General features: G+C 61.2%; 13 protein-coding genes. 7 read left to right on the forward strand and 6 right to left on the reverse strand.

Features of this window, described 5'->3' with window-relative positions; translation table 11 throughout:
• The first annotated feature begins 336 nt into the window (after positions 1-336).
• The 3 genes from recQ (at position 337) to ACZZZ4_RS16130 (ending at position 4,966) form a co-directional block, all read left to right on the forward strand.
• A complete protein-coding gene (recQ, locus tag ACZZZ4_RS16120; RefSeq protein ID WP_039761055.1) occupies positions 337-2,466 on the forward strand; it encodes a DNA helicase RecQ in 2,130 nt (709 codons plus the stop codon).
• 132 nt (positions 2,467-2,598) lie between these two features.
• On the forward strand, positions 2,599-3,033 hold the full coding sequence (locus ACZZZ4_RS16125) for a MarR family transcriptional regulator (protein WP_016771142.1): 435 nt from the start codon (positions 2,599-2,601) through the stop codon (positions 3,031-3,033).
• Positions 3,034-3,160: 127 nt separating this feature from the next.
• Positions 3,161-4,966 carry a FimV/HubP family polar landmark protein gene (locus tag ACZZZ4_RS16130; RefSeq protein ID WP_463548223.1) on the forward strand — a complete coding sequence of 602 codons (1,806 nt, stop codon included), beginning with the start codon at positions 3,161-3,163 and terminating at the stop codon, positions 4,964-4,966.
• Between the two features lie 103 nt (positions 4,967-5,069).
• On the opposite strand, the gene ACZZZ4_RS16135 is transcribed toward ACZZZ4_RS16130, so the two are convergent.
• Positions 5,070-7,259 carry a patatin-like phospholipase family protein gene (locus tag ACZZZ4_RS16135; RefSeq protein WP_463548224.1) on the reverse strand — a complete coding sequence of 730 codons (2,190 nt, stop codon included), beginning with the start codon at positions 7,257-7,259 and terminating at the stop codon, positions 5,070-5,072.
• Between the two features lie 71 nt (positions 7,260-7,330).
• Between ACZZZ4_RS16135 and ACZZZ4_RS16140 the strand changes: the two genes are divergently transcribed.
• Positions 7,331-7,618 (forward strand): Rdx family protein, encoded by a 288-nt coding sequence (locus tag ACZZZ4_RS16140; protein ID WP_016771139.1) that lies wholly within the window; start codon positions 7,331-7,333, stop codon positions 7,616-7,618.
• On the opposite strand, the gene ACZZZ4_RS16145 is transcribed toward ACZZZ4_RS16140, so the two are convergent.
• A complete protein-coding gene (locus tag ACZZZ4_RS16145; protein WP_463548225.1) occupies positions 7,612-8,505 on the reverse strand; it encodes a DMT family transporter in 894 nt (297 codons plus the stop codon). The genes ACZZZ4_RS16140 and ACZZZ4_RS16145 overlap by 7 nt on opposite strands.
• Before the next feature lie 177 nt (positions 8,506-8,682).
• Between ACZZZ4_RS16145 and ACZZZ4_RS16150 the strand changes: the two genes are divergently transcribed.
• Complete coding sequence (locus tag ACZZZ4_RS16150; RefSeq protein WP_024012063.1) at positions 8,683-9,498, forward strand: UDP-2,3-diacylglucosamine diphosphatase; 816 nt, start codon at positions 8,683-8,685, stop codon at positions 9,496-9,498.
• 111 nt (positions 9,499-9,609) lie between these two features.
• On the opposite strand, the gene ACZZZ4_RS16155 is transcribed toward ACZZZ4_RS16150, so the two are convergent.
• Complete coding sequence (locus ACZZZ4_RS16155; RefSeq protein ID WP_434768122.1) at positions 9,610-10,200, reverse strand: HD domain-containing protein; 591 nt, start codon at positions 10,198-10,200, stop codon at positions 9,610-9,612.
• Between the two features lie 14 nt (positions 10,201-10,214).
• Positions 10,215-10,526, reverse strand: coding sequence for an Mpo1-like protein (locus tag ACZZZ4_RS16160; protein ID WP_039761067.1), 312 nt, complete (start codon positions 10,524-10,526; stop codon positions 10,215-10,217).
• Positions 10,527-10,691: 165 nt separating this feature from the next.
• Between ACZZZ4_RS16160 and ACZZZ4_RS16165 the strand changes: the two genes are divergently transcribed.
• Positions 10,692-11,753, forward strand: coding sequence for an AraC family transcriptional regulator (locus ACZZZ4_RS16165; protein ID WP_205884335.1), 1,062 nt, complete (start codon positions 10,692-10,694; stop codon positions 11,751-11,753).
• Here the strand turns inward: ACZZZ4_RS16165 and ACZZZ4_RS16170 are convergent.
• Positions 11,710-13,164 carry a TrkH family potassium uptake protein gene (locus ACZZZ4_RS16170; protein WP_042607491.1) on the reverse strand — a complete coding sequence of 485 codons (1,455 nt, stop codon included), beginning with the start codon at positions 13,162-13,164 and terminating at the stop codon, positions 11,710-11,712. The genes ACZZZ4_RS16165 and ACZZZ4_RS16170 overlap by 44 nt on opposite strands.
• A 121-nt stretch (positions 13,165-13,285) precedes the next feature.
• On the opposite strand from ACZZZ4_RS16170, the gene ACZZZ4_RS16175 reads away from it, so the two are divergent.
• Positions 13,286-13,852, forward strand: coding sequence for a nitroreductase family protein (locus ACZZZ4_RS16175; protein WP_039761074.1), 567 nt, complete (start codon positions 13,286-13,288; stop codon positions 13,850-13,852).
• Positions 13,853-13,965: 113 nt separating this feature from the next.
• Here the strand turns inward: ACZZZ4_RS16175 and ACZZZ4_RS16180 are convergent, their stop codons facing one another.
• On the reverse strand, positions 13,966-15,306 hold the full coding sequence (locus tag ACZZZ4_RS16180) for a sensor histidine kinase (RefSeq protein WP_350571619.1): 1,341 nt from the start codon (positions 15,304-15,306) through the stop codon (positions 13,966-13,968).
• Positions 15,307-15,469 lie beyond the last annotated feature (163 nt).

The following is a 15,469-nucleotide window of genomic DNA, read 5'->3' on the forward strand; positions in this document are numbered from 1 at the left end:
CAGCCGCTTGGCAGATTTGCCGCAATTGCCGGGCGGTATAGAGAGCCCTGTGGGAGCGAGCGTGCTCGCGAAGACGGTGTGTCAGGCACTGTTGCATTGACTGACCAATTGCTTTCGCGAGCAGGCTCGCTCCCACAGGGTTTTGTGTGTGGCAGGTTTACCAGTGTCTTCTCAGCGGCACCCTCTGCGGCGAAGGCCTCGGGTATACTGCCGCGTTTTGCGATCCCTGCCGGCGCTGCGCTGGTCATGCAATGTGTTCTTACGTTTTGTTTAAGCAGCCGAGGCTGCTCTGAACCAGCCTGAGCAGGGATGTATCGGTAGATTTTTGGAGTTTTTATGCTCGAACAGGCTCAACGCGTCCTCAAGGACATCTTCGGCTACGACAGTTTCCGTGGCCGTCAGGGTTCGATCATTGAGCGCGTGGCCAGCGGCGGTGATGCGCTGGTGCTGATGCCTACCGGTGGCGGCAAGTCGTTGTGCTTTCAGGTGCCGGCGCTATTGCGCGAAGGCCTGGCCGTGGTGGTGTCGCCGTTGATCGCGCTGATGGACGATCAGGTCGCCACCCTTGAAGAACTCGGCGTGGCCGCGGCTGCGCTGAACTCCACGCTGAGCGCCGAGCAACAACGCGACCTCGCCGTGCGGATCAAGCGCGGCGAAGTGAAGATGCTCTATCTGGCGCCCGAGCGCTTGGTGCAGCCGCGCATGCTGGCGTTTCTGCAAAGCCTGGAAATCGCTTTGTTCGCCATTGACGAAGCGCATTGCGTGTCGCAATGGGGCCACGACTTCCGCCGCGAATACCTGCAACTCGGCCAACTGGCAGAGCTGTTCCCGAACGTTCCGCGCATTGCCCTCACCGCGACCGCCGACAAGCGCACCCGTGAAGAAATCGTCGATCGCCTGCACCTGCAGAACGCTGAGCGCTTTCTGTCGAGCTTCGACCGTCCGAATATTTTCTACCGCATCGTCCCGAAGGAGCAGCCGCGCAAGCAGTTACTGGCCTTCCTCGCCGAACGGCGCAGCGACGCCGGCATCGTTTATTGCCTGTCGCGCAAGAAAGTTGAAGAAGTCGCGGCGTTCCTCAGTGAGCAAGGCTTCCCGGCGCTGCCGTATCACGCCGGTCTGCCCAACGATCTGCGCGCCTATCACCAGAAGCGCTTCCTCAACGAGGAAGGCCTGATCATGGTTGCCACGGTGGCGTTCGGCATGGGCATCGACAAGCCTAACGTGCGCTTTGTCGCGCATTTGGATCTGCCGAAATCCCTTGAGGCGTATTACCAGGAAACCGGGCGCGGCGGCCGTGACGGGCTGCCGGCGGATGCGTGGATGGCCTACGGTCTGCAAGACGTGGTGATGCTCAAGCAGATGCTGCAGAACTCCGAAGGCGACGAACGGCATAAACGTCTGGAACAGCACAAGCTCGACGCCATGCTGTCGCTGTGCGAAGAAACCCGCTGCCGCCGGCAGGCGTTGCTGGCTTATTTTGACGAAGACATGCCAGAGCCGTGCGGGCATTGCGACAACTGTGTCGACGGCGTGCAGACCTGGGACGCCACCGAGCCTGCACGTCAGGCCTTGTCGGCGATTTTCCGCACCGGTCAGCGTTACGGCGTTGGTCATCTGGTCGACGTATTGCTGGGCAAGGACAACGAAAAGGTGCGCAGCTTCGGCCATCAGCATTTGTCGGTGTTTGGCGTTGGCAAGGCGCTGAGCGAGAGCGAGTGGCGCTCGCTGTTCCGTCAGTTGGTGGCGCGTGGGTTAGCCGACGTCGATCACGAGGGGTATGGCGGTCTGCGCTTGAATGACAGTTGCCGGCCTTTGCTCAAAGGCGAAGTGAAGCTGGAGCTGCGCCGCGACCTGAAACCGCAAGTCACCGCCAAAACCGGCAGCAAGAGCCAGGCCAGCCAACTGGTGCGCGGCGAAGAACGCGAACAGTGGGAAGCCTTGCGCGCATTACGACGCAAGCTCGCCGAAGAACACGGCGTGCCGCCGTACGTCATCTTCCCCGACTCGACGCTGTTGGAAATGCTCCGCAGCCAACCGACCTCGCTGGCGGAAATGGCCCGGGTCAGCGGCGTCGGTGCGCGCAAGCTGGAGCGCTATGGTGAAGCCTTCCTGGAAGTGCTCGGCGGCGAGGCGGAGGCGCCGAAGGTGGTCGCCGATGTCCGTCACGAGCTGATCACCCTGGCCCGCGCCGGGATGACCCCGCTGCAGATCGCCGGGCAGTTGCAATGCTCGGAGAAGAACGTCTACGCCATGCTCGCCGAAGCCATCGGCAAGCAGCAATTGTCGCTGGAGCAGGCGCTGGATTTGCCTGAGGAATTGATGGGCGAAGTGCAGGACGCGTTCCTCGATGGTGAGGGCGAGCTGCCGTCGGTCGCTGAAGTGGCTGAGCTGTTTGCCGGGCGTGTGCCGGAAGGCGTGCTGTATTGCGTGCGGGCGGCTTTGCAGTCTGAATTCGAGATGTGAAACGACGTATGCGCCAAGCCCCGTGCAGTTGTAACGATTCAGTACAGAGCGACTCTTGCCTATAACTGCCGCCCATGCTTAGCTGACTAATAATTAGATTTTCCGTATTTTCAGTCTAACCGTGAGTGTTTTATGCCGTTAACCGATCAACATCGCTTTGGTATGCAACTGGCCCAGATGTCTCGTGGCTGGCGTGCCGAACTGGATCGTCGTCTCGCCGGGCTGGGCCTGTCGCAGGCGCGCTGGCTGGTGCTGCTGCATCTGGCGCGTTTTGAAGAGGCGCCGACCCAACGCGAACTGGCGCAGAGTGTCGGCGTCGAAGGCCCGACCCTGGCGCGCTTGCTTGATAGTCTGGAGAACCAGGGACTGGTGCAACGCCAGTCCGTAATGGAAGACCGCCGGGCGAAAAAAATCGTGCTCTGCGCACCTGCCTTGCCCTTGATCGAACAAATCGAAACCATTGCCACGCAGCTGCGCCACGAATTGTTCGAAGGCGTCGACGAGGCGGATTTGAAGGTGTGCATGCGCGTACACGGGCACATTCTGGCCAACCTGGAAAAATCTTGAGGCACATCCCGGCGGTGATTTTTTGAGAGATCGCGCTAAGCCGACTATAAGAACTACTGGGCAATATCGTGTTCGTACCGGATGTGCGAACGCATAGAAACCGGTTTTGCTTATTTAAGGGATGCTCATGCTCGCAAGTCGGCACGTGCTGCGCGGGGGCGCCAAATGGCTGCTGCTCGCTGGCGTATTCAGCTATTCGACCTGGTCGATGGCGTTGGGGTTGGGCGAAATCACTGTTCACTCAGCCCTCAATCAGCCGTTCAAGGCCGACATCGCGTTGGTCGATGTCGGCACGTTGACGCAAAACGATCTCTCGGCCAGCCTGGCTTCGGCGGATGAATTCGGCCGGGCGGGCGTCGAGCGGGTGTTCTTTCTCAATGACCTCAAGTTCACCCCGATCCTGCGCGGCAGCCGCCAGATGATCCGGGTGACGTCCGGCAAACCGGTCAACGAACCTTTCCTGAATTTCCTCGTGCAGCTCGATCAGCCCAATGGCCGTCTGCTGCGCGAGTACACGGTGCTGATTGATCCGCCGGGTTCGCCGGGCATCGTGCCCGCCACCGACGAGCCGGATCCGCGTCCGCAATCCTCTGAATTTCCAACCGTCGAACCGGTTACCGCATCGCCCCAGGCGGCCCAAGGCAAACGCGCTGCAGCGCCTGTGCCGCCAACGCCGGCGCCGCCTGCCAACGATGCGCAGGCCGAGCAATTGGCGGCCAGTGTGCTGCTCACCCAGCAACTGCAAAAGACCCTCGACGAACAGAACCTCAGGCTGCAAGAGCAGCAAGTGCAGATAGCTGACGGCAAGAAGCAGGTCGAAGAGTTGCAAACCCGTCTGGCCGAAGTGCAGAAAGCGCCGTCACCACCCGTGGTCGCGCCGGCTCCGTCCGCTGTTTCGGCTCCGGTCGAGGCGACAGACGACGGCTTGAACTGGCCTCTGCTCGGCGGACTGATAGTGCTGCTGGGCGTGTTGGCAGCGTTGCTCATACGCCGCCGGCAGCACCGTTCGACAGCTGATGGCACGCCGCTGCCGCTCTTGCCGGTAGGCGCCGAAGAAGACGACGACGAGCCCGAGCTTCAACAATCTGTCGGTGCTCACGCGGCCGCTGATCATCGCGACGAACCCGGTGCCGGCGACGTGCTTGAGGCTGTGGGCATCTATCTGGCCTACGGTCGACTCAGCGAAGCCGCCGGGCTGCTGCGCGATGCTTTGCACAAGGAGCCCGAGCGCACCGATCTCGGTTTGCAGCTTTTGGAAGTCCTGGGGCGCCAGGGTGACAGCGGCGCTTTTGACCAGCAGGAAACCCGCCTGCGTGCGCTTGGCGTTGATGAGCGCGAACTGATTGAAACCCGCGCTCGCCATCCAAAACTGGCAGGCGCCGCACCGGCGGCATTTGCAGCAACGCCAATCGCCCCCGAACTGCCAGTGGCCACGGCAGCCGCAGTGGCCGCGCCGCTCGCATCGTCGCCCAGCGCTCTCGAAGATGATTTCGAATTGAATCTGGGCGAGCTGTCGATGGATTCAAATTGGGATCTGAACGACAGCCGCAGCGATCACGCCGCAGCGCCGATCGATGATCCGGCACTGGGAACCAGTTTGTCAGTGGACGCCGATTTCGAATTGCCACAGGCTGAATCTGCCGAAGAAGCCGAACTTGAATGGATCCCCGAACCCGACGCCCAGCCCCTCGACGATGACTTTCTCAATGAGTTCGGCGATCCCGAGCCGTCGCTGGTGCTCGAACCTCTGGATCTGCCATTACCCGAGTCCACTGAGGTCGACACCGAGGCCGCCGGCAAGCTCGAGCAGGCACAAACCTGCATCGACGACGGTGACATCGACAGTGCGATCGCGCTGCTCAACGAATTGCTCAGGGAAGGGGATGAGCCGTTGAAGCAGACGGCAAGGACGTTGTTGGCGGGGATTCGCTGAGCGCCCACGGATTTCGGGCTCATCGGGGACCGCTTTCGCGAGCAGGCCGCTCCCACAGGGAAATGCGCTCTACCCTGTGGGAGCGAGCCTGCTCGCGAAGGCGTCAGAACGTCTGCCCCAGATTCAGATAAACCGCCTGTTCGTCCGCATCATTCAAGCCATACGTGAAATTCAACGGCCCCAGCGGCGTGTCGAAGCCGATAAACACGCTCGCGGCGTTGATGTAGCCGCTGTCGAATTCGTTGTCGTTGTTCCACGCTCGACCACGTTCCAGTGAGGCGCCGGCGTACAGCGGAAAGTCCAGCGGTAAATATGAGCGCGGCGTCAGGCGCCGGTAATACACAGCGCGCATCAGGCTGACGTTCTGTCCGGACAGCGCATCCTCACGGAACCCCGACAACTGCCGCGCGCCGCCGAGCAGGAAGCTCGAAGTCACAACGTTGGCATCGTCCAGCGTGCGGCCGTAGCGTCCGCCCAGAATCAGGGTGTCGGGCCCGTGGCTCATCGCCTTGTCGAATTTCGCTTCCCATTGGCGATAGCGATTGTCTGAACCCAGGCCCGGCTCGAACTGGGCAAACGTCAGGCTGACGTCCTTGCCCTCGTGCGGAAAATAGACGTTGTCCAGTGAGTCGTAGGAATACTTCACGGTATAGAAGCCTTCGTTGAAGCTCTCGCTCGGCAGATCCTGATCGCCAATGCGCACGTCCGCCTTGCCCCAGGCCTGGCCGACGCCGAGCCGGACTTCACCGTTGTTGCCGATCTGCCGGCCAAGGTTGAGGCCGAAGCCGTACCGCTCGACGCGATACTGGGCGATCGGATCGTTATCCAGCACCGAGTCAACGTTCTGCGCCTCGAACGACGCATAGGGCGCGACGAAGTAACGCGAGCCGACGTCCAGCGGCTGATAAAACTCGCTGTACAGTTCCTGCTTGTCGCCGATCTGCGCGCGGGTCAGCCATTCCGCGCCGAGGCGGTTGATGCCGTTGACGCGATAACTGGCGCCGAGGTTGAAAGCACTGTCGCCGCGCATGTCGTCCGACAGATTCAAGCCGACGCGCAAATAATCGGTCCCGCTGCGCTTGCCGCTGGCGCTGATGACGAGGGTGTGATCGTGGCCTTTGTGCACCACGCGGTAGCGCACTTGATCGAAGTAATCGAGACCGTACAACGTGCCCATGTCCGAATGCAGGCGGCCCAGGTCGAGCGGCGCGCCGATCGGCTGGCGGATGTAATAGCGAATCACGTCATCGTCGACTTTCGAATCGTTTTCGACGCGGATGGCGGTAATGATCGGCGTTCGCTGTCCCGGTTGGCGGGCGGCGTTGAGCTCGGCGTCCTGGGTTTCGGTCGGCTTGAGTTGCGCCAGACGCGCATCGAGGATCCGCGTGGCGCGATAACCGGCATCGATCATCTCCTGCGCCTTGCCGAAATCAGTCACGCCGAACGCAGCCAGCGCAGGCTGAATCAGCACGTCATCGGCATGCAGACTCGCCAGTTGTTCTTCGGAGTTGCGCCGGGTCATCAGGGTGATCGACTGATTGAGCACATCCACCACGGTGGTCAACTGCTTGCGATTGCGCAGCGGCGTGCCGATGTCGACGACGATGGCGATGTCGACGCCCATTTCCCGCGCGACATCCAGTGGAATGTTGTCGGTCATGCCGCCGTCCACCAACAACCGGCCATCAAGCTCGACCGGGGCGAACACTGCGGGGATCGACATGCTCGCGCGAATCACTTGCGGCAGGTGGCCCTTGCGAAACACCACTTTTTCGCCATTGGCGATGTCGGTGGTCACCGCGCGGAACGGGATTGGCAGCTTGTCGAAGTCGCGGGTGTCGCTGGTGTGGGCCAACAGGCTTTCCAGCAGCAGCGCGAGATTCTGGCCCTGGATCACCCCCAACGGCAGGCCGAGACTGCCGTCGTCGCGAAAGCTCAGTTTCTGTTTGACCAGAAAATCGCGGTCGTCCTGCTTGCGTCGAAATGGCACGTCCTCACGCGGCGGGGCGTCGGACAGTGCAGCCTGCCAGTCGATGCTCAGGGCGAGCTTTTCCAGTTCATCGATCTTGTAGCCCGAGGCGTACAGCCCACCGACCACCGCGCCCATGCTGGTGCCGGCAATCGCGTCGATCCTGATGCCTTGTTCTTCCAGCGCCTTGAGCACGCCGATGTGCGCCAGCCCGCGCGCAGCGCCGCCGGACAGCACCAGGCCGACTTTCGGTCGTGGCGCCTCACTGGCGAGAACCAGCAGGGGAAGGAAACCAAGCAGCAGGCAGAGCAGCAAACGGCGCATTGTGAGTCTCGGGGCAAGCGGTAAAGCCGGCTATTATAGCGGCGCCCTCTGTCTCAGGAGTTTCAGCGATCATGACCGTTGCCAAAGCCGAAGTTGTCATCACTTATTGCACCCAATGCCAGTGGCTGCTGCGCGCGGCGTGGCTGGCCCAGGAGCTGCTCAGCACCTTCGCTGACGACCTGGGCAAAGTGTCATTGGTGCCGGGCACCGGCGGGGTGTTTCACATCACTTGTGCGGGTGTGCAGATCTGGGAGCGCAAGGCCGACGGTGGTTTTCCCGAGGCCAAGGTATTGAAACAGCGAGTGCGCGATCAGATAGATCCTGACCGCGACCTCGGCCACAACGACCGCACTCAGTGAGAGGCGGCCTCGGCGGCGACGGTTTTCTTGTCGGCCGAGCCTGACATCCGCGCCGACACCACAATCGCGACTATGATCAACGCGCCACCGATGAGCATGCGCAGGGTCGGGGTTTCGCTGAACAGCAGCCAGGCGAGGGTGATGCCGTAAACCGGCTCCATGGCGAACACCACCGCTGCCGTGCGCGCCTTGATCACCGCCAGACTGGCGACGAACAGGCTGTGCGCCACGCCCGTGCAGAACACCCCCAGCAGGGCGATCCACAACCAGTCCAGCGCTCGCACCTGACTCAACTGCGGCGCCGCCGCCGGCAACAGACACAACGCCACGACAACGTTCTGGCACAACGCCGCCTGCACCGCCGGGATGCGCCCGGAACTGGCACGGTTGGTCAGCGACAGCAGGGAAAACAGCAGGCCGGACAACACCGCCCAAAGCAAGCCGACGGTCGCGCCGCTGCCCAGATCGAACGCCGGGGTCACCAGCACCAGACCGATGCTGACCAATACCACCAGGACGATTTCATTGGCGCGGATGCGTTCGCGGAAAATCAGTCCTTCGAGAATCACCGTAAACGCCGGGAAACTGGCAAAGCCCAAGGTGGCGATGGCCACCCCGGCGATCTTCACCGATACGAAAAAACTCACCCAGTGCCCGGCCAGCAACACGCCGCTCAGCGCCAGACGCCGCCAATCCACTGCTTGCAGCTTTTGCCAGCCGCTCTGACTGGCGAATCGCGCAAAGAAGGCCAGGGCAAGCACGGCGAAGGCCGCGCGGCCGAAAACGATGACCGCTGGTGATGCGGCAGCAAGTTTGCCGAACACCCCGGTCAGGCCGAACATCAAAGCGCCGATATGCAGGGCGCCGAGGGCGGTACGCGGAGTCATTGCATTCCTTGAAAGACAGAACAATTGCGCGCCAGTCTAAAGCGCTGTCGCCGCCGCGTCTGTCATCCGAATCCTCAATTTGTCTGCGATGTGCGCTGTCACACGACTGACTCGCGCCTGTCATGGGCAATTAACCCGGCACGCGCAAGCTGGCGAAAACATCGCAGAGGGTTGCCCATGACCAGCGCCGAGCTCGCCAGACCCAGTCGCAAACAACGGGTGCGAACCCTGTGGATCTCCGATGTGCACCTGGGCACGCGGGATTGCCAGGCCGAGCACTTGTCGCAATTTCTCAAGGGCTATCACGCCGACAAGGTCTATCTGGTCGGTGACATCATCGATGGCTGGAAACTGCGCAGCGGCATGTACTGGCCGCAAGCGCACACCAACGTCATCCGCCGCCTCCTGACCATGAGCAAGCGCGGCACCGAGGTGATTTACGTCACCGGCAATCATGATGAATTTCTGCGGCGCTATTCGAAGCTGATTCTGGGCAATATCCAGTTGGTCGACGAGGCGGTACACGTTACGGCGGACGGCCGGCATTTGCTGGTGATCCACGGCGATCAGTTCGATGTGATCACCCGCTATCACCGCTGGCTGGCGTTTCTTGGCGACTCGGCCTATGAATTCACCCTGACCCTCAACCGCTGGCTCAATCACTGGCGCGCCCGTTATGGCTACGGTTACTGGTCGCTGTCGGCGTACCTGAAACACAAGGTCAAGACCGCGGTAAGTTTCATCAGCGACTTTGAAGAAGCCATCGCCCACGAATGCGTGAAGCGCGAACTGCATGGTGTGGTCTGCGGGCACATTCACCATGCCGAGATTCGCAAGGTAGGGGAGGTGGACTACCTCAATTGCGGCGACTGGGTCGAATCGTGCACGGCGCTGATCGAGCATTGGGACGGCACGATCGAGCTGTATCGGCTGGCGGATGCGCAGGCGCGTGAGGCGGAGTTGAAAGCTGCCAAAGTTGCCGAGATCGCCTGAGCGAAAGAGAAACCCTGTGGGAGCGAGCCTGCTCGCGAAGGCGTAGTGTCAGACAAAACTTCTGTGCCTGATACAGCGCTTTCGCGAGCAGGCTCGCTCCCACATGTGTTTTCAGGCCGGGCTGTGTTCTTGCATCGCAGCCTTGTAAATCGAGTTCTTCGGCTGCGCAAACAGCCTTTCCATCATTGGCTCGAAGAAACTCAGCGGCAGCGTGTCGTACGCCGGATCAAACGCTGCCGCGTCGTATTTGGCGCAGAACTCGGCAGTCGCCTGGAACTGCGGATGATCCTTGAACTGCTCGCGCAAATGTCGATCCATGCCCAGGTGATGAAAGAAGTAATAGCCCTGAAAGATCCCGTGCTTCTCCACCATCCACAGATTTTCCGCACTCACGAATGGCTTGAGAATCGCTGCGGCGATGTCCGGATGGTTGTAGGAGCCGAGGGTGTCACCAATGTCATGCAACAGCGCGCAGACCACGTATTCCTCGTCACGCCCGTCGCGAAAGGCGCGGGTCGCGGTTTGCAGCGAGTGGGTCAGGCGATCCACCGGGAAACCGCCGAAGTCGCCTTCAAGCAGTTTCAGGTGCGCGAGAATCCGCGACGGCAGCTGCTTGGCGTACGCGCTGAAATCGGCGGCGATGATCGCCCAGTCTTCCTCGGTGCCGTCCTTCATATGGGTGAAACGAGCATGGGCATTCATGGGCAGATCCTCATTCAGAACGCCACGCGACCGAGAATCATGTCGCGGTACATGACGAAATCGCCGAACAGGCTGTACAGCGGATGCTGAAACGTCGCCGGGCGGTTTTTCTCGAAAAAGAAATGGCCGATCCAGGCAAAGCTGTAACCGGCCAGCGGCAAGGCCAGCAACAGCAGCCAGGCGCCCTTGGCGATGCTCAGGGCGAGAATGAAGATGACCAGAGAAGTGCCGATGAAATGCAGACGACGGCAGGTACTGTTGCTGTGCTCGGCGAGGTAATAAGGGTAGAACTCGGCGAAGCTGTTGAACTGCTTGATGTTTTCCACGACCGCGTTCTCTGTGGTGATTGTTCTGGCGACAAGTTGTGCGTCGGGTAGCTTATTTGAGTCTAGAGTGATCATTGGCGTGGGCCAGTGACAATCGGCGCCACTTTAGTATCCTTCGCAAATAGGGCGGTTATCTGCAGCCCGTCATGTAAAAGAATAACAACCATGAGCGAACGAACGACTTCTGCAAGCTGGGCGATGGGGATTGTCAAAGCACTGGAGATGGACGGCCTGGATTGCCGGGTTCTGTTCAAACAACTGGGGCTGGATTTCAGCGCCCTCGAAGATCCGGATGCGCGTTTCCCGCAGGACTCGATGACCCGGCTCTGGCAGCGCGCGGTGGAGGTTTCCGGCAACCCGGCGATCGGCCTGAACATGGGCAAAGTGGTGCGCCCGGCCTCGTTTCACGTCGCCGGTTACGCGCTGATGTCGAGCAATACCCTGGCTGAAGGCTTCCAGCGTCTGGTGCGCTATCAGCGCATCATCGCCGAAAGCGCTGACCTGAGTTTTCGCCGGCTCGATGAAGGTTACGCGCTGATTCTCACTGTGCACGGCGATCATTTGCCGCCGACCCGGCAAAGTGCCGAAGCGTCGCTGGCCTGCGCACTGGCGCTGTGCGGCTGGCTGACCGGGCGTCCACTGCACCCGGTCAAAGTGTTGGTTCAGGGCGATCAACCAGCCAACCTGCAACCTTATAAAGAAGCCTTCCATGCACCGCTGGTGTTCAACGCGCCTTACGATGCGTTGATCTTCGAACGTGCCGATATGGAGGCGCCGCTGCCGACGGCCAACGAAGCCATGGCGCTGTTGCATGACCGTTTTGCCGGGGAATATCTGGCGCGGTTTTCCGAAAGTCGCGTGACGCATCGGGCACGCCAAGTGTTGTGTCGTTTGCTGCCCCAGGGCGAGCCCAAGCGCGACACCGTGGCTCAAACGTTGCATCTCTCCCAGCGCACTCTACAGCGGCGCTTACAGGAGGAAGGCACCAGTTTTCAGCAGTTGCTCGACGACACCCGGCGCGAACTCGCCGAACAATATCTGGCGCAACCGAGCATGACCTTGCTGGAAATCGCCTACCTGTTGGGCTTTGCCGACCCGAGCAACTTCTTCCGCGCCTTCCGCCGCTGGTTTGACACCACGCCCGGCGAGTACCGCTTGCGCCTGACGCAAGTGCCAGATGCGGTCAATGACGCCAGAACGCCGGAATACACAGCACAAACACCGTAATGATCTCCAATCGGCCGAGCAGCATGCCGAACGACAGAATCCACTTCGCCGCATCCGGCAGCGTCGCGAAGTTGCCGGCCGGGCCGATGGTTTCGCCCAGACCCGGGCCGACGCCGGACACGGTACTGGCGGCGCCGGTCAGCGCGGTCATCCAGTCGACCCCGAGCAGCGACAGCAGCAGGGCGATCACGCAGATGGTGATGGCGAAGAAAAACGAGAAGGTCAGGATCGAACGGACAATTTCTTCGTCGAGGCGGTGACCGTTGTACTTCTGCTTGATCACCGCGCGCGGGTGGATCAGCTGATTAAGGTTGGCCTTGAGCAGGATGTAGGCGACCTGGAAACGGAAAATCTTGATCCCGCCCGCCGTCGAACCTGAGCAACCGCCGACGAAGCCCAGATAGAAAAACAGCATCAGCGAGAAATTGCCCCACAGGCTGTAGTCACCGAGGGCGAAACCGGTGGTGGTGACCACCGAGGTCACGTTCAACGCCACATGCCGCAGTGCTTCCAGCCAGTGCAGCTTGGTCGTCCACCAGTACCAGGTGCCGAGCACCAGCCAGGTCACCAGCAACATTGCCAGCAAGCCTTGCACCTGTTGATCACGGATCAACGCTTTGCGATTGCCGCGCAAGGTCGCCACGTACAAGGTGAACGGCAGGCTACCGAGAATCATGATGACGATGGCCACCCAGTGCACCGCCGGTTGCGTCCACTTCGCCAGCGACTGGTCGGAGGTCGAGAAACCGCCGGTGGAAATCGCCGACATCGCGTGGTTGATCGCATCGAACGGACTCATCCCGGCCCACCAGAACGCCAGGCTGCCGAGAATGGTGATGCCGACGTACGCCGCCACGATCAGCCGCGCCACCATGTGCGAGCGCGGCATGACCTTTTCCGAACGATCCGAGGATTCGGTCTGGAACAGGCGCATGCCACCGATGCGCAGCAGCGGCAGAATCGCCACCGCCATGCCGATAAAGCCGATGCCGCCGATCCAGTGCAGCATCGAGCGCCACATCAGGATGCCCGGCGACATGCTGTCCAGATGATTGAGCACGGTGGAGCCGGTGGCGGTGATGCCGGACATGCTTTCAAAGAACGAGTCGGTGTAGCTGATGTGCTGGGTCAGCAGAAACGGCAGCGCGGCGAAAATACACACCACCAGCCAGCTGCTGACCGTCAGCAAATACATGTCGCGCGGGCGCAGATGAACGTGTTCGGGGCGGCCGGGAATCACCAGCGCGAGGCCGGCGACGAAGGTGATCATGCTCGCCCAGAGGAATGACGGCAGGTCGCTGGTGCGCTCGAAAATCACCAGCGTGGCCATCGGCACGACCATGGCCACAGCCAGGGTGATCAGGAAAATGCCGATGATGAAACCAATGGTCCGTAAGGTCGGCAACGCCATGAAATCCGCTCGGGCTGGTGGAAGAAGGGCGCCATTCTACCTGCGGGGCAAGGCATGTAAACCGGCAGGCGCTGCGCAGTTGCAGCTAGAATAGCCGCACATTTTTCAAAGGAGGTGGCCGATGCAGGCTCTCGACGCTTTGCTCAACCGTGTTTCCGTTCCCCGACTGGTCGAACCGGCCCCCACTGCCGAGCAGCGCGAAGCCCTGTTCGGCGCGGCCCTGCGTGCCCCGGATCACGGGCACTTGCAGCCGTACCGCTTTTTGACCGTCGAAGGCGCGGCGCGTGAGCAAATGGGCGAGCTGCTCGCCGAGGCGGCTCGCCAGCAGGGCGGCGAAGTCACCGAAGCGATGATCGACAAGGCCCGCAATGGCCCACTGCGCGCGCCGTTGGTGGTCGTGGTCATCGCAAAGTTGCAGGAACACGTGAAATATCCGAAGGCCGAGCAATTGCTTACAGCCGGCTGCGCGGCGCACGGGATCTTGCTGGCGGCGTATGCGCAGGGGATTGGTGCGGTGTGGCGCACCGGGGATCTGGCGTACTCCAGGCATGTGGCCGAAGGTTTGGGGCTGGAGGAGGGTGAAGAGGTGATCGCGTTCCTCTATCTCGGCACGCCGCAGAAAGAGCCGCGCGTGGCGGAGAAGGTTGATCTGGCTGAGTTCGTCAGCGCCTGGCCCGCTAAAGCCTGACCCCGATTTCAAACTGTGGGAGCGAGCCTGATCGCGAAGACGCAGTGTCAGTAGTCATATTGGTTGACTGACACACCGCTCTCGCGAGCAGGCTCGCTCCCACATTTTTTGCTTCAGGGCTGGACCACGACTCCCGGCACCAGCGGCAATTCCAGACTCGCCACAAAGCCGCCCTGCGGATGATTGGCCAGCGTCAGCGTGCCGCCATGCCGTTCCGCCGCGCGTTTGGCGATCGCCAGTCCTAATCCATGCCCGGCAGCCGTTTGTCCCGGCGCCCGGTAAAACGGTTCGCCCAACTGACTCAGATGTTCGGTCTGAACCCCGGGCCCATGGTCGCGCACGCTGATGACAATTCGCTCACCCTGCCGCGCAGCCTGCAATTCGATCGGCTGATCGCTCGGGTTGAAGCGTTGCGCGTTGCGCAGCAGATTATCTACCGCGCGTTCGATCATCGTCGGCCAGCCTTTGAGATTCAGCTGCGGCTCGGCTTGCAGGCGTACGGTCTGCTCGGGCGAGCTGAGCTGCGCATCCTTTTGCAGCGTGGCGAGCAACGCGTTCAGGTCCACTTCTTCAGCGCTGGCGTTGTCGGCATCGACTCGCGCCAGCACCAGAATTTCACTGATCAACGCCTCCAACCGGTCGCATTCGCGGGTCAGCCGTGGCCACAGTTTTTCGCGCTCTTGCGGGTTGGCGCGCTCAGCCAAGGCCAACGCGATGCGCAGGCGCGCCAGGGGCGAACGCAATTCATGGGAGACATCCCGCAGCAACTGCCGCTGACTGCCGATGAGGCTTTGCAGGCGCGCGCCCATGCGGTTGAAATCGGTGGCCAGCACGCCGAATTCGTCACGGCGGTTGGCCAGTTTCGCCAGGCTGTTCTGCTGATAAGTGGTCTGCCCCAGATCATGCACCGCGCCGCGCAAGCGACTCAGTGGGCGAGTGATGGAGAAGGTCACGAGCAAACTGAACAGGGTCAGCACCACCAGCGCAATACCCAGCGCACTCAGCGGCCAGAGCAGGCTTTCGCGGTGCCAGGCGTCGAGTTCCGGGTGTGGGATGCGGTAGATGAACAGGTAAGTGTCACCGGTTTTTTCACTGGTGATCTCGTCGGTCAGACGCCGCCATGGTAGCCGGCGGTCATCGTTGTTCTGCCGCGCTTCGAATGCTGCGGCGCGGCGCGGAAAGGTGCCACGCACCACCGGATCGCCGGTTTCGTTAAGCACCTGAACGTCGATGTGATACTGGCGTTTGCGTTGTTCGAGGATGTCCTGCGCAGCTTCTTCGCCTTGGGCTTCGTAAGTCTGCGTCCATTCTGCCGCCAGCGTGTTGAGGCCGGGATGGCGGCTGAGAATCCATGCGTCCTGATTGAGCATGTGCCCGAGCAGAATCGACAGCCCGGCTACCAGAGCGATGGCCAGCCAGAAGCTCGCAAGAATCCGCCAGAACAGTGAACGCACAGAAACTCCTCGAAAATCACAAAACCCTGTGGGAGCGAGCTTGCTCGCGAATGCGGTATGTCAGTCAACATTTCTGCGTCTGATACACCGCTTTCGCGAGCAGGCTCGCTCCCACAGTAAATGATGAAAACAGGCCGACGGAGTGAACCGTCGAGCCTGACGT

Source organism: Pseudomonas sp. AC252 (genome assembly GCF_979258105.1).

Excerpts from the sequence above, each read along its gene's own strand:
- ACZZZ4_RS16125 (WP_016771142.1), top strand. The coding sequence starts at position 2,599 with ATGCCGTTAACCGATCAACATCGCTTTGGTATGCAACTGGCCCAGATG.
- ACZZZ4_RS16140 (WP_016771139.1), top strand. The coding sequence starts at position 7,331 with ATGACCGTTGCCAAAGCCGAAGTTGTCATCACTTATTGCACCCAATGC.
- ACZZZ4_RS16145 (WP_463548225.1), bottom strand. The coding sequence starts at position 8,505 with ATGACTCCGCGTACCGCCCTCGGCGCCCTGCATATCGGCGCTTTGATG.
- ACZZZ4_RS16135 (WP_463548224.1), bottom strand. The coding sequence starts at position 7,259 with ATGCGCCGTTTGCTGCTCTGCCTGCTGCTTGGTTTCCTTCCCCTGCTG.
- recQ (WP_039761055.1), top strand. The coding sequence starts at position 337 with ATGCTCGAACAGGCTCAACGCGTCCTCAAGGACATCTTCGGCTACGAC.
- ACZZZ4_RS16150 (WP_024012063.1), top strand. The coding sequence starts at position 8,683 with ATGACCAGCGCCGAGCTCGCCAGACCCAGTCGCAAACAACGGGTGCGA.
- ACZZZ4_RS16175 (WP_039761074.1), top strand. The coding sequence starts at position 13,286 with ATGCAGGCTCTCGACGCTTTGCTCAACCGTGTTTCCGTTCCCCGACTG.
- ACZZZ4_RS16170 (WP_042607491.1), bottom strand. The coding sequence starts at position 13,164 with ATGGCGTTGCCGACCTTACGGACCATTGGTTTCATCATCGGCATTTTC.
- ACZZZ4_RS16130 (WP_463548223.1), top strand. The coding sequence starts at position 3,161 with ATGCTCGCAAGTCGGCACGTGCTGCGCGGGGGCGCCAAATGGCTGCTG.
- ACZZZ4_RS16165 (WP_205884335.1), top strand. The coding sequence starts at position 10,692 with ATGAGCGAACGAACGACTTCTGCAAGCTGGGCGATGGGGATTGTCAAA.
- ACZZZ4_RS16155 (WP_434768122.1), bottom strand. The coding sequence starts at position 10,200 with ATGAATGCCCATGCTCGTTTCACCCATATGAAGGACGGCACCGAGGAA.